This is a genomic window from Oceaniovalibus sp. ACAM 378 (assembly GCF_008085915.1).
GTDB lineage: Bacteria > Pseudomonadota > Alphaproteobacteria > Rhodobacterales > Rhodobacteraceae > Oceaniglobus.
Window position 1 is genome coordinate 1 of the sequence record NZ_VSJK01000011.1, and the last position, 13226, is coordinate 13226.

11 protein-coding genes are annotated in these 13226 nt (G+C 56.2%); 5 read left to right on the forward strand and 6 right to left on the reverse strand.

Annotated elements, in window-relative coordinates; all coding sequences use genetic code 11:
• Nucleotides 1-424: 424 nt before the first annotated feature.
• Nucleotides 425-976 carry a carboxymuconolactone decarboxylase family protein gene (locus tag FQ320_RS15340; protein WP_148473798.1) on the reverse strand — a complete coding sequence of 184 codons (552 nt, stop codon included), beginning with the start codon at nucleotides 974-976 and terminating at the stop codon, nucleotides 425-427.
• 48 nt (nucleotides 977-1024) lie between these two features.
• Nucleotides 1025-1981: a LysR family transcriptional regulator gene (locus FQ320_RS15345; RefSeq protein WP_148473799.1), complete on the reverse strand. Its 957-nt coding sequence runs from the start codon at nucleotides 1979-1981 to the stop codon at nucleotides 1025-1027.
• 120 nt (nucleotides 1982-2101) lie between these two features.
• Here FQ320_RS15345 and FQ320_RS15350 point away from each other — a divergent pair, with 120 nt between their 5' ends.
• The 5 genes from FQ320_RS15350 to FQ320_RS15370 all read left to right on the forward strand — a co-directional run bounded on the left by FQ320_RS15350 (nucleotide 2102) and on the right by FQ320_RS15370 (nucleotide 7722).
• Nucleotides 2102-3499: an acyclic terpene utilization AtuA family protein gene (locus FQ320_RS15350; RefSeq protein WP_148473801.1), complete on the forward strand. Its 1398-nt coding sequence runs from the start codon at nucleotides 2102-2104 to the stop codon at nucleotides 3497-3499.
• Nucleotides 3496-3807, forward strand: coding sequence for a hypothetical protein (locus tag FQ320_RS15355; RefSeq protein ID WP_148473803.1), 312 nt, complete (start codon nucleotides 3496-3498; stop codon nucleotides 3805-3807). Before FQ320_RS15350 ends, FQ320_RS15355 begins: the two co-directional genes overlap by 4 nt.
• A 34-nt stretch (nucleotides 3808-3841) precedes the next feature.
• Nucleotides 3842-4819, forward strand: coding sequence for a TAXI family TRAP transporter solute-binding subunit (locus FQ320_RS15360; protein WP_148473805.1), 978 nt, complete (start codon nucleotides 3842-3844; stop codon nucleotides 4817-4819).
• Between the two features lie 81 nt (nucleotides 4820-4900).
• On the forward strand, nucleotides 4901-6778 hold the full coding sequence (locus FQ320_RS15365) for a TRAP transporter fused permease subunit (protein ID WP_148473807.1): 1878 nt from the start codon (nucleotides 4901-4903) through the stop codon (nucleotides 6776-6778).
• A gap of 2 nt (nucleotides 6779-6780) precedes the next feature.
• On the forward strand, nucleotides 6781-7722 hold the full coding sequence (locus FQ320_RS15370; protein WP_148473809.1) for a 3-hydroxyacyl-CoA dehydrogenase NAD-binding domain-containing protein: 942 nt from the start codon (nucleotides 6781-6783) through the stop codon (nucleotides 7720-7722).
• A 445-nt stretch (nucleotides 7723-8167) separates the two neighbouring features.
• On the opposite strand, the gene FQ320_RS15375 is transcribed toward FQ320_RS15370, so the two are convergent.
• From FQ320_RS15375 to FQ320_RS15390, 4 genes are all read right to left on the reverse strand, one after another.
• Nucleotides 8168-9184, reverse strand: coding sequence for a Gfo/Idh/MocA family protein (locus FQ320_RS15375; RefSeq protein ID WP_148473811.1), 1017 nt, complete (start codon nucleotides 9182-9184; stop codon nucleotides 8168-8170).
• Nucleotides 9184-10221, reverse strand: a complete 1038-nt coding sequence (locus tag FQ320_RS15380) for a Gfo/Idh/MocA family protein (RefSeq protein ID WP_148473813.1) — start codon at nucleotides 10219-10221, stop codon at nucleotides 9184-9186. Before FQ320_RS15380 ends, FQ320_RS15375 begins: the two co-directional genes overlap by 1 nt.
• Nucleotides 10222-10231: 10 nt before the next feature.
• The gene (locus FQ320_RS15385) at nucleotides 10232-12088 is read right to left on the reverse strand and encodes a TRAP transporter large permease subunit (protein WP_148473815.1); all 1857 of its coding nucleotides are present in this window, start codon (nucleotides 12086-12088) and stop codon (nucleotides 10232-10234) included.
• 70 nt (nucleotides 12089-12158) lie between these two features.
• Nucleotides 12159-13196: a TRAP transporter substrate-binding protein gene (locus tag FQ320_RS15390; RefSeq protein WP_222861614.1), complete on the reverse strand. Its 1038-nt coding sequence runs from the start codon at nucleotides 13194-13196 to the stop codon at nucleotides 12159-12161.
• Nucleotides 13197-13226 lie beyond the last annotated feature (30 nt).

A 13226-nucleotide genomic window follows, 5' to 3' on the forward strand; every position in this document is an offset into this window, starting at 1 on the left:
ACATCTTTGCATTCAACATGTCTTCTATAGTGCGTCTCTCACGTAATCCTAACTCTGTGTGGCCCATCTTCCGTTCTCCTTGCTTTCCAGCAAGATAGGGGATTTGTCGCAACCCAGTTTAGAATGTTCCCCGCGTACACATGGAGTGGGTGATAATGAGGATTATGTAATATATAGACGCTAAGGCCATCAAACCTAGACTCAGCACTTTGGTATCGGGGACGTTTCGGTAAATCGCATTTCGCAATGTGTATCCTGCCGCCGGTTGGCGGATTTGATCAGGCTTTCTTTAAGCCATCCTGTTATCAGAGCCGCCTTCGCATGGGATCATCCAAGTGCACACTTTGGTGCGTTTTTAGTGCGGAGCTGCGAATGCGCGAAATATCTACCTGTTCCCCTTGTTCAGATTTCCAGAGTATCTTGATCAGAATGGATCATCTTCTCCATCTGGAAGGGGCACGTTGAAAGTATTTATGGTCATTGAAATCAGTGTGTAGTAACCAAGTATTCCAACCAGCTCGACCGCCCCCTGAACGCCAAAGTGTGCTACCACTGCCGCATAGGTTGAATCTGAAATTTGGTGGGTTTGATGAAGCTCTTGTGCAAAGGCATAGACTGCCGCTTCATCATCGGCAGTAAAAGTGGGTATTTTTCGGCAACGAATATCCTCAATGATCGGAGCCGCGAGCCCCTCTTGCAATGCGATCGGCGCATGAACGGCCCATTCAAAACCCGAGGCCCAAAAGGCCCCGGTCACTAAAATTGCCAGTTCCGAAATGCGTGGCGGTAACTGAGTATCATACCGACAGAACGCTCCCAATGCTTGCGCCCGGTCGGCGAGTTTTGGCGATTGCAGCCAGACCCGCAGCGGACCCTGTACCAAACCGCGCTTACTCCCTGCGATCGCGTCAAAGGCGGTCTGCTGTTCGGCGGTGAGGGCGGTTTCATCTAGTATGGGGTGACGATTGTCTGGCACGGGGGTAACCTTTCATAGTGATAGTAGAAGCGTGCTGCGCCGCTCAAATCAGCGGCTGGATGCAGGGTTTGAGCTGTTTTCAAATCGGATGAGACCGCGATAAGCGGCAAAAATACCGTTCGGAATGGTACGGTGGAGTTCAGCAAGGAATGAGGCTGCGGCCAGTGACAGATCTTGCTGTCGGCGCGTCAGCAGACCAAGACTACGCTCGGCTTCAGGACCGGTGATACTGCGCCACGTAAGGTCTGGACGGATGACCACAGGCAGACACAGGGCCGGCAACGCACTGACGCCGAACCCTGCCTGAACGAGCCCCGAGATTGTCGCAAGCTGATCCACCTCTAATGCGATTTGCATAGTAATTTGGGCATTTTCTAATGCGCGGTCAGTTAGCTGACGAACTGATGTGGTTTGCGTCATCAATATTAACTTTTCGGCATTCAGTTCGGCCCAAGTAACGGTCCGACGTTTTGCCAATGGATGATCTTTGCGCAGAATCGCCACGATTTTATCATGAACCAAGGGCTGAAATGCAATGTCAGGCTCAGATGTCGGTTCCACCGAGATGCCAAAATCGACCTGACCTGAACGGACCATTGCAACTACATTATTGTGGAGCACATCACAAATCACGAGCCGAACAAGTGGATGATCGACAGCAAAGCGCGCCACCACGTCGGGCAGCATCCCTGCCGCCAGTGAAGGAAGCGCGGCGACTGCCGCTCGGCCATGCTGTATGGCGGCGACATCGGACATTTGGCTGAAGGTTGACCTCCAGCCATGCAAAAGGCGATGCGCCAAAGGCAGAAAGGTCTGCCCTTCCGAGGTCAGGAAAACGGTCCGCGAGGTTCGTTGGAACAACTTCATGCCCATCGAATCCTCTAATCGCTGAATCGATAAACTGAATGCAGGTTGTGACAGGCCGACATGGTGTGCCGCTTTGCTGAAGCTTCCCAGCTCAGCAAGAGCCAAGAAATTTTCGACCTGCTTGATCGTCGCGTGCATTTATAAAACCAATAGTTGGATTTGATTTATTAATTCGACAAATATTAACGTAAGACGGTAGGCTTGTCACAGCGATTTTTGGCGGGGGAGCCTCAGACTGGATCGCGGATGGGGGAGCATATGCAAAGTAATCTGTTTCGGATTGGCTGTGGCGCTGGTTTCGGCGGCGACCGGCTTGATGCTGCAGTTCCTGTTGTGGATGCCCTCGTCGCCTCGGGTGGCCCTGCCTGTCTGATGTTCGAAACCCTGGCCGAACGCACGCTTGCGCTTTCCCAATTGGCGCGCAGAGGTGGGGGCGTAGGCTATGATCCGCATTTAATGGATCGTCTGCGTCCAATTCTTGGTACTTGCCTGCAACATGGGATAAGCATCGTCGGAAATTTCGGCGCGGCCGATCCGGTCGGTGCGGCCCAGGCCATCGACGCATTGGCGCGAGAGATCGGCGCGCGGGTGCCAAAGATTTTTGTCGTCTCCGGCGACGATTTGATGGTGAGCCCGCATCGCGCTGAAATCGATCCGACCTTGCAGGCGTGCCTGCCGGCGGGGGCCTTGCCCCTCAGTGCGAATGTGTATCTGGGCGCGTCACAAATTCGCGACGCGTTGATTGCTGGAGCCGATATTGTAGTGACGGGCCGCGTGGCCGATCCGGCATTGGCACTGGGGGCCGTGGCAGCGCATTTTGACTGGTCATTTGACAATCTCGACCTGATAGCCGCTGGGACGATGGCAGGCCATCTTCTAGAATGTGGTGGTCAGGTTACAGGTGGGTACTTTGCCGATCCCGGCATGAAGGATGTGCCAGACCTTGCAAATCTGGGCTTTCCTATTGTCGAGATTTCCGCCGACGGGGCGATGGTGGTGACGAAGCCAGAAGGAACCGGGGGATGCGTGAACGCGCGCACGGTCAAAGAGCAACTGCTTTATGAGATCCACGACCCGGCGGCCTATCTTACTCCGGACGTGGTCTTGGACCTGACCAGTGTGTCGGTTAAGAATCTGGGCCAGAACCGGGTCGCCTTGCGGGGCGCTCGTGGCACAAGACGGCCTGAAACTCTAAAGGCTACTGTGTGTTATGATGGTGGTTTTATTGGTGAAGGTGGAATTTCCTATTCAGGCCCCGGTGCCGATGCACGGGCCCGTCTAGCGATTGATATCCTGCGCGGACGTCTTGCACCGGATTTGCAGATGCGTGCGCAGACGGTCAGCACACAGGCTCAAATGACCGCCCTTTTCGACGACGGCCCCAAGCGTCGTATCGCGACGAGTCCAGCAGGTTCATTTGACCTGACCGAGATTGCCGAGATCCAAAATGATGTGCGTGTGCATATCGCCGTACGATCAACCGATCGGGCCGAGGTTGCGCATGCGATGCATGAACTTGGTGCCCTATACACATGCGGGCCAGGCGGCGGAGGCGGGGTGCGCAGCACTATCCGCAGCCGGCTTTACACAAGCTCGGCGCTAATCCCGCGCGATCTTGTTGACGCATCCTGCCAAGAATGGAGCGATGCACGATGACCGTTCTACACGAAATTGCCCATTCCCGCGCTGGCGACAAGGGCGATCGCCTGAATGTCAGCGTCATCGCCTATCGCGCTGAGGATTATACGCGGCTGGTCGAACAGGTCACTGTGGCTCGCATCCGCGAAATGCTTGCCGATCGCAACCCCGGCGCGATCGAACGCTATGAGTTGCCCAACCTTGGGGCGCTGAATTTTGTAATCGACGCGGTTCTTGATGGCGGCGTTAACGCCAGCCTGGATCTGGACGGACACGGCAAGTGCCTGTCTTACCGCATTCTCGGGATGCATTTAAACCCGAACTAAACGTACCTGTGAATTTCTTTGGAGGAGGAAAAATATGAAACTTATTAAAGCACCCCTTGCCGCTATTGCGGCACTGGCAATCTGTGGCGGCGGTATGGCTGCGGCGCAGGACACCCGGCTGCTCATCGGCTCGACCTCGGCATCGTCCAGCCAGTATGGATACTTTGTGGCTTTGGGCCAGCTGATTAACGATAAGGTTCCCGGAGTCAGGGCGTCGGTTGCTGAAACAGGAGCCACTATGGACAACCTGCGCAGGATGCAGCGCGGGCAGGTTCATATGGGGCTGGTTACGACGAATATCATCGAACACGCCTATAACGGCACTCAAGAATTCGAAGGAAACCCACAAGAGGCGCCGCTGCTCTGGGTTTATGCCCCCGCGCCGCAAAATGTCGTCGTCCGGGCTGATGCCGGCATCACGACATTGGAGGACCTGAGTGGCAAACGGTTCAATCCGGGTATTCGTGGCTCGGCCACGGAAGCGACGGCTGAAGCCGTGATGGCTAAACTGGGCGTTACGCCAGATTATGTGCGCGGATCGACCACGGATGTCGTTGACATGATCAAGGACAACCGCGTCCTGGGATATGTGAAATCGGGTGCCGGCAATCGTCTGGATGCGTCGTCGCTGGACATCAATACCTTTACACCGGTGCAGGTGGTGTCACTGACGGATGCTCAGGTCGACACCATCAAGGCCGAGATGAAGGATATTTCGGTTGTGTCTATCGATGACGCTGGCGAAGACATCGCTCCCTACAAGACATGGGCCTTTGCACTTGCCGTTTCGGCCACGCCTGAAATGGACGAACAAACCGCCTATGAGATTACCAAAGCTGCGATGGAAGATACGACCGTCCAGCGCAATGCCCTGTCATCCCTGGCAAATTATGATCTGTCCGAGTTGACGATGGAATACGGAACTGTCCCCCTGCATCCAGGTGCAGCGCGATATTTCACCGAAAAAGGGTTCGACATCCCTGAGCATATGCAGCCAACCACAAGCCAGTGATAACTTTGCGTCCCGGGACGGGTTTGACCACCTGTCCCGGGATTCACGCGAACCGCAGCTGCACCTCAGGAGAAATTTGCGATGCGTGATACTGCCGCCAAGATACTGGCTGTCTTCATCGGACTGTTCGTTCTTTACACATCCGCAGCCGGACCGTTTGAAAGCCTGGTGCAGCGAGCGCTGTTTCTAGGTCTGGTGGTTACTCTGGCGGCACTAATGTATCCGCTGGCGCCTGGCAGTCGTTTGCGCCCGGTCGCCATCGTACTTGATCTTGCACTGGTCGTCGTAACATGGATTGCCTGCGGCTATATCGTCCTGAACTATGATAAGATTATGAACTCGCTGCCCTGGGCCACCGGGGCGGATGTCGCCATGACCGTGGGCCTTGTGTTGGCGATCCTGGAAATGGGACGCCGGGTTGTTGGATTGATTTTTCCAACGCTGGTGGTCATCGGTTTGGTCTATGCGCTTTTGGGCCATTACATTCCTGGCCTGCTGGGACACAGCCAGTTCGATCCGTATTTCGTGACTGAAACCCTGTTCTTGGGCGATTTAGGTATCTGGGGCAGCCTCCTCAGCATCGCCGCGACTGTTATTGCGGCTTTCGTCCTGTTTGGCGCATTTCTGCTACACACTGGCGGTGGTCAAACTTTCATGGATCTAGCGATGCGCGTCGGCGGCAAAAGCCCCGGCGGGGCCGCAAAAATGGCAACGATCGCATCCGGGCTCTTTGGAATGGTCAGTGGCAGTGCCGTAGCCAATGTTGCCACAACCGGCAACTTCACGATTCCATTGATGAAACGTCTGTCATACCCGGCCCCTTTTGCCGCTGCTGTTGAGGCCGTTGCCTCCACGGGTGGTCAATTGGCGCCGCCGATCATGGGCGCGGCCGCATTCGTCATGGCCGAGATTTTGGGTGTCAGTTATGTCACCGTCATGGTCGGGGCAATCCTGCCTGCCCTGTTGTTCTATCTATCGGTTTTCATGACCGTCCACGTCGTCTCGCTTCAACGCAATCTGCGTATCGTGGATGAGGAAAGCATTCCGAGCTGGCCAACGATCCTGCGCTGGCGTCGTTTGTTGCCGGTGATCGCCGCTCTTGGTGGGTTATTTTTCGGAATTCTAACGGGCCGGTCAGTTCAGACGGCTGCGTTCATCGGAATAGCTGCGCTACTCTTGGCGTTCGTGTTGGTCTCTATCGGCAGCAACCGCCCCAAGGACATGTTTCGTCAGATGCTTGCAGCGCTTGACGATGCAGGGCGGGGCCTGGTTATCATCGGCATCCTGTTAGCTGGTGCGCAAATCCTTGTCGCCATGATTAACCTGACGGGAATTGGCGTCACATTATCGTCTTTGATCGTCACTTTGGCAGGTAATTCGGTGGTGCTGGTTGCGATCATCGTCGGTTTGATCTGCATTGTGATCGGAATGGGCCTTCCGACCACCGCAGCGTATGTTTTGGTCGCTGCTGTTTTGGCGCCTGCTCTCACCAGCGTTGGCGTTAAGCCGTTGGCCGCGCATATGTTTGTGTTCTACTTCGCCACTATTTCCGTCATCACTCCGCCCGTTTGCGTCGCCGTATTTGTTGCAGCAGGGATCGCGCAGACCAACTGGCTACCCGCTGCACGCGAGGCAGTGCGGCTGGGTGCGATGACTTATGTCGTACCGTTCATGATCCTGATTTACCCGGGTATGATTGGCCAGGGTGGCGCTCTGGCCATTGGCGAGGCGCTGCTGTCCGGTCTTGTGCTGGTGGTTGCCATTCCCTTCCTGCTAGCCGGGATGCCGATGACCGGGAACCGTCTGCTTGATATCGCGGCCTATCTTTTGGCCATCGGCATCGCTTTGATCCCGCACCCGGCCGCACCCGTCTTTGCTGCGCTTATCTTGTTTGTAGGATGGTGGATGGCGCGAAAAAGCCGCTTGACTGCGGTAGAACCCAATGCGTCACAGGAGTGAAAATGCCCCGTACTGCACCAGATAAAGTCACAGAAGTTGCCATAGTCGGAACGGGTCTGATCGGCTCCAGCTGGGCGGCATTGTTCCTTGCAACTGGCCTAAAAGTTCATGCGATTGATCCCATGCCGGACGCTGAAGTCCGTCTGCGCGACACGATCCGCTCGATGTGGGGGAGCCTACAAGAGCTGGGCCGCACATCGCAGCCAACGCCTCCGCTTGATGCACTAAGCTTTTCCCCAATCCCCGGTGCCGAATTAGCCTCTGTGCAGCTTGTTCAGGAAAGTGCGCCGGAAAATCTCGGCCTTAAGCAACAGCTTCTGGCAGAGATTGAAGCGTGGGTTCCCGCTGAAACGATTATCGCCTCATCCACCTCAGCCCTTCTAATAGGTGACATTCAGGCCAAAGCCCGCCATCCGGGCCGTTGTCTTGCAGCGCATCCCTTCAACCCGCCGCACATCCTGCCCTTGGTCGAGGTCTCGGGTGGACCCAAGACCGACAACGACGTGCTGGATTGGGCGATGTCCTTTTATGAATGGCTTGGCAAGACTCCGGTCCGCCTGTCGCGACAGATCGAAGGGCATATTGCTGGACGCCTCGGGGCGGCGATGTGGCGCGAAGCCGTATCACTGGTTGACCAAGGCGTGGCAACGGTCGCCGACATCGACGCCGCCGTGCGCAATGGACCAGGCCCACGTTGGGCAACTACCGGCTGCCACATGGTCTATCATCTAGGTGGCGGCGACGGCGGTATGGCCCATTATCTTGCGCATCTGGGCGCAAGCCAGCAACGACGTTGGGACGATCTAGGCACGCCTACCCTGACAGAAGACCTTTGCCAAAAACTGACTGAGGGTGTCACCCAAGAGTCTGGCGGCCGAAGCATCGCAAGCTTAATGGAAGAGCGCGACCGAAAGCTGGTTCAGATCATGCAATCGCGTGGGTAGGATCGTCTTGGATATTCGGTTCGGTGCGAACAGAACTGCCTAAGTGTGCCAAAACGAAGGGATTTCCGATCTCGCTGCTCAACCGAATAGTCAATCCTGCGACGATACTTCATTCACAATACTCCATCTATTCTTTAGGATTATTGCGTTGAATGGCGTTGTTGCGGAACTCCAGCCTGAAACGCGCCCTACCCTTTCCCGGTTGGTTCAGACTACGCGAACGATCTCAGCGGTACCGAGAGCTGAGAAGCGATTCATCAGTGACGGCGCAGGCCGAGCAGTTCTAAGAAATTGCGTCGGACATTTTACCCCTCGGCTGGACGAAGAAGACGCGTTCTGACCTGCGCAACTATCAACAAGCGGCTGGAAAAAAGCGTACAATCTCTGGCCAAAATCGCGGGCTGATGCGCCGGTGTGGCACCGTTCAGTTCGGTAAAAGCTACAGTCAGCTTTGGCTATGGCGTCTGACAGCCATGGTTTGCGCTTGCATCGCTAATTCGCAGACACGAAACGTCCGTGATTGCGGACAAGTTGTCTCCGTCCGGTTGCGGATATCGGCCAGCAAATCTGCAAAATAAGGCAATTCTGCGTCGGAGCAGTCAATATGTTCGCATCGCGTGCCATTGACCAAATACAAATGGTCTGTTCCGGGCCGCCCCGCGACGTCTACATATTTTCTCAGCTCAATTGTGCCTTCGGTCCCCGTAATAAACAATCGTCCATCGCCCCAGTTCGGCAGCGCATTCGCCGTGTACCAATCCACCCTTATATAAGCATGTGCCCGATCGGAACGCAGCGCGATTTCGCCAAAATCCTCAAATTCTGGATGGCTGGGGTTGGCGAAGTTACCAACCGAAGCGAGAGTGATCTCAGCATCCTCGCTGTCAGTGAAATGAAAAAACTGTTCGATCTGATGCGAAGCGATATCGGTCAGGATGCCGCCATAGGTCGCCGCATCAAAGAACCAATCGGGCCGCGATGGCGCGTTAAGTCGGTGTGGGCCAAGGCCGACGGTCTGGACAACCCGACCGATCGCCCCTTCCCGCACCAGACGGGTCGCGACTGTGGTCGCTGGAACCTCAAATCTTTCAGAGAAATTGACGGACCATATGCGCCCGGTCTGCTCGACAGTTTCACGCAGGCGGTTCAGTTCCTCGGGAGAAATGCAGCCGGGCTTGTCCGTCATCACATCCTTCCCAGCCATCATCGCGGCAATTGCCAGATCGGCGCGTTGGTCTGGGCGGCAAGCGATCAAGACGAGGGCAATACTCGGATCATCAAGGATTGCCGAAAGTTCAAGTTGCGGTGAATCGGGGAAGCGCTCCACGAACCCCTCAACTGGCTGCGGCGCACCATCCGTCCACCAACACGCCAATTCCGCGCCTGCATCCAGCATTCCCTGGGTCATGCCAAAAATATGGCGATGATCAAGACCGAGCGCGGCAAAACGTATCTTACTCATCAGACAGTCCTCACTTCGACTCTATGGCCTTCAGCGCTGGATCTTGTCATCGCATCAATCAAGGCATGAACACGAAGCGCCTCTCGCCCCGGAATTCTGGGAGGCTGGCCTGCTGATATGCTTTGCGCGAAATCCAGGATCAGATCGCGGTGCCAATCGCATGGGAAGGCCATCGGATCGGCCCCGCCCCCAGTGCCCGAGGCCTCTCCCAATTCTTCGGTCCGGCCGTCTCGCCAAGTGACCTTCAGCGAGCCGCCCTTTAAGATTGCAGTACCCTTGGTGCCATCCAGCACCAGACTTTCAGTGTCGCCTGGATAGGTGGCGGTCGTCGCGACGACGGAACCCACCGCGCCGTTGGCAAAGATGATCCCGGCGGCGGCGAAATCTTCGGCTTCCATGTGATGCATGCGCGTGGTCGCGGTCAGGGCCTGCACGGTTTTTGCCGAGCCTGTCAGGCTCAACATCAGGTCAAGGACGTGGATCGCCTGCGAGATCAGCACCCCTCCGCCATCGCGGGCCAAGGTGCCGCGCCCCGGAACGTCATAATAACCCTGATCGCGCCACCAAGGAATTTCTGCTCGCACCAGGGCTAAATCACCAAGCGCCTTTTCCTCAATCAACGCACGCAACCGCAACGCGGATTTGCGGAACCGATGCTGGAACACGATGCCAAGCGTGACGCCGCGCGTTTCACACATGGCCACGATGGCTTGCGCTGCCTCAAGGTTGCGTTCCACCGGCTTTTCCATCAAGATATGCTTACCGGCACCTGCCATCACCGCAGCAATCTCGGCGCGTTGGTTCGGAGGCGTGGCGATAATCACGCCATCGGTTTCCGGATCGTCTGCGATTTCTTTAAGGCTGGCAAAAACCGGAAATCCGAACTTCTCGCCCACGGCATCGCCCTTGGCCTTGGTCCGGTTGAAAACGCCTGAAACATGTACCCGGCCGCGCAATTCCGCCAGAGCGTCCAGATGCGGTTTTGTCGCCATTCCAAGGCCGATGACAGCCAAGCGCGCAATGGGTTTTTGGGTCATTGCGACCTCCTTACGGGCCGAACCATTGGATCGGCAATGTTGTGAGTTGCGGGAAGAAGGTAATCAAGCCAAGCACCACAAGCTGCGCTGCGATGAAGGGGACGATGGCTCGGAATACATCGGTTGAGGGCGCGCCGCCCACACGCGCGGTCGTAAAGACCAGCACCCCCAACGGCGGCGTCAACGCGCCAATGACAAGGTTCATCACCATGATGATTCCGAATTGCAAGGGGTCAACCCCAGCAGCAACAACGACCGGCACAAGGATTGGAACAAGAATGACCAACGCGGCGATCATCTCGATAAATAGACCGACAAAGATCAAGAACAGATTGATTAGCAAAAGCAGTGCGATGGGATCACTTGTTAACGCTCCAAGCCACGCAGCGATTTTCTGCGGCGCTTGCTCGAATGTCAGAATCCAAGCGAAAGGCGACGAAGCCGCGATGATGACCGCAACGGCGACAGTATCTTCAACCGCTTCTTTGAAGGCCGCCAACAGGTTCGCCGATGTCAGCCCGCGATAGATAAACGCGCCGCAAAACAGGGCAAAGACAAAGGCAATCGCCCCCGCCTCAGTGGCGGTGAAGATGCCAAACCGAACGCCGCCGACAATGATGACGGGCAGGCAGAGCGCCGGAGTTGCCAGCAAAAACGAGCGCCATTTTTCGCCACCGCTTGAGCTTGTCTGTTGCCCGCCGTAGCCGCGTCGGACCGAAACCAGCCAGACCACCAACGACAGCGCCGCTGCCATCATTAGCCCCGGAACAATGGTGCCGACAAACAATGCCCCGACCGAAACGGAAGCCAAAGCAGCATAGATGATCAGCCCTAGTCCCGGCGGGATAAGGTTGGCTAAGGTCGATGCCGCCGCCGTCAGCGCACACGAAAACGCGCGGGAATAGCCGTGTTTTGCCATCTCTGGCACCAGCAGTTTGGCCGTTGCTGAAGCATCTGCAGTGGACGAGCCCGAAACACCGGCCAGCATGACGTTCGTCACGATATTTGCTTGGCCCAAACCGCCGCGCAGATGGCCGACCAGATGAAAGGCCAGATCTACAATGCGTAGGGTTATGCCACCCGCGTTCATCACCGCGGCTGCCAGAATAAAGAACGGAATCGCAAGCAGCGTAAAGGAGTTCAACGCACCCGACATGTTTTGGGTGATGGTCACCAGCATCAGCGGCGGTAACGGTGTAAGAGCCGCAAAAGAGCCTACGACAAGCGCAAACACTATCGGCAATTCGGCAAAGATCAACACAAGCGATACAATCATCAGAATTGTGGTGCTGCTCGCCTCGCCAAAAAAGGCGCTTCCGCCCTGACGCAGCGCGAAATAGAGAATTAGACCCCCGGCCAGAACGGCAAGCCCGCTCCACCATGCTCGAGCCTTTAAGGGAGCGGACAGAAAGATCAGGCCCAACGCGCCACCCACAGGCACTGCCATAAACAAATAACGCAGCGGTATTCGCAGCGCCGGCAGGACCTGCAAGGAGCGGTTCATGAAATCAACGCCGTGGATCAACATGACGATACAGGCTGTTGCCGAGACGACCCGTAGAACGACCGCGTGAGCAGACTGAAATCGTGGAGTCAATTTTGGCACAAATAGCGATATCGCGATATGCCGTTCGCGGAAGGTCAAGATCGCCATTCCCAAAAAGACCGCCCAAACAAATAGAAACTGCGCCGCTTCTTCGGGCCAGGGCAGTGAGGCGTTCAGGACATAGCGGCAAAAGACCTGCAACACGACCACACAGGTGGCAGCCAGCATCAAAAGGACGGCCGCCGCCTCCAAAACCTTGTCGAGCAAGAGGTATAACGGCGTCGCCTTGGTCGCGCCGGGGATCATTTTGGTCGTGATCATTCGGGTATTCTTTCAGCCTCGTTCTTGGTTTTCCCCGCCCAACGCAGCACGCAGGACGGGGGTTTTCCAGTTACGCCAAGCCGCGGATCTTCTCGATCATCGCGGCCGTCTCGGGGCTGGTTGCGCCAAAGCTTTCATAAAGCCCTGCGCTCTTCTCTTCCCATCTTGCCTTTTCCTCGGCCGGGAAAGGATGCACGATGCAACCCACGGCCTTGAGGTCTTCCAACGCTTGGTCGGCACCGGCGCGGTTCAGCGTCCGCTGTTCTTCAAACGCTTCTTTGGCCGTGGTGCGGCATAACTCTTGCAGATCAGCGGGCAATTTATCCAGCCAAGCCGCGTTCATACGGATCGCCTTGGGAAGGAACCAGTGATAGGTTGGCAAGATATTCTTGGCCTGTTCGTGCCACTTGAACCCGAGGATTGAGAAATAGTCAGAGTCCAACCCGTCGATGACGCCTGTGGACAGGGCCGAGTATTGCTCCGAATAGGGCAGCGGGGTTGGATTTGCGCCCAAGGCTTTCCAGAAATCAACCCAGATACGCACTTCCGGCACGCGTAACTTTACACCTTGCAAGCTGGCCAGATCCGTCACCGGCTCCTTGGTGAGCAGGTGGCGAAAGCCAACCTCGCCATATGCAATAAACTCCACTCCAGTTTTTTCGCGTGCGATTTGGCTGATTTCTTGCCCTATATCGCCTTGCAATACAGCATCGACATGCGCTTCGTTCTTGTAGATGAATCCGGGCGCGCCGGCCGTCGCCGCAATCTCAGGCGCGATGGCCTCTTCACTGTCAGGGCCTGCTGCGGTTACCTGAATGGTGCCGATCCGGCTCATCTCCAAAAGCTGCGCAAGGCCGCCAAGTTGGCTCGCGGGGAAATGCTGCGCGTCGATACGACCTTCGCTTTTTTCGTTCAGCACTTTGGCCCAGTTGTCGAAGGCATTTGTAAACGGCGAGCCGATTGCTTCGGAGTGGGCGATTTTGCAGACAAAGGTTTCCTGCGCCCAAGCACTGCGCATCAGCATTGGCGCCGCCAGCGCAGTGCCACCAAGTTGCAGCAGAGTCCTGCGCCCTATCACATTATGTGTTAAACTCATATATTCCTCCATATTTTGCCTCACCCTCTGGGTTCGGCGCTC

Coding starts and splice junctions, on each gene's coding strand:
- FQ320_RS15345 (WP_148473799.1), bottom strand. CDS start 1,981: ATGCACGCGACGATCAAGCAGGTCGAAAATTTCTTGGCTCTTGCTGAG.
- FQ320_RS15350 (WP_148473801.1), top strand. CDS start 2,102: ATGCAAAGTAATCTGTTTCGGATTGGCTGTGGCGCTGGTTTCGGCGGC.
- FQ320_RS15355 (WP_148473803.1), top strand. CDS start 3,496: ATGACCGTTCTACACGAAATTGCCCATTCCCGCGCTGGCGACAAGGGC.
- FQ320_RS15360 (WP_148473805.1), top strand. CDS start 3,842: ATGAAACTTATTAAAGCACCCCTTGCCGCTATTGCGGCACTGGCAATC.
- FQ320_RS15365 (WP_148473807.1), top strand. CDS start 4,901: ATGCGTGATACTGCCGCCAAGATACTGGCTGTCTTCATCGGACTGTTC.
- FQ320_RS15370 (WP_148473809.1), top strand. CDS start 6,781: ATGCCCCGTACTGCACCAGATAAAGTCACAGAAGTTGCCATAGTCGGA.
- FQ320_RS15375 (WP_148473811.1), bottom strand. CDS start 9,184: ATGAGTAAGATACGTTTTGCCGCGCTCGGTCTTGATCATCGCCATATT.
- FQ320_RS15380 (WP_148473813.1), bottom strand. CDS start 10,221: ATGACCCAAAAACCCATTGCGCGCTTGGCTGTCATCGGCCTTGGAATG.
- FQ320_RS15385 (WP_148473815.1), bottom strand. CDS start 12,088: ATGATCACGACCAAAATGATCCCCGGCGCGACCAAGGCGACGCCGTTA.
- FQ320_RS15390 (WP_222861614.1), bottom strand. CDS start 13,196: ATGGAGGAATATATGAGTTTAACACATAATGTGATAGGGCGCAGGACT.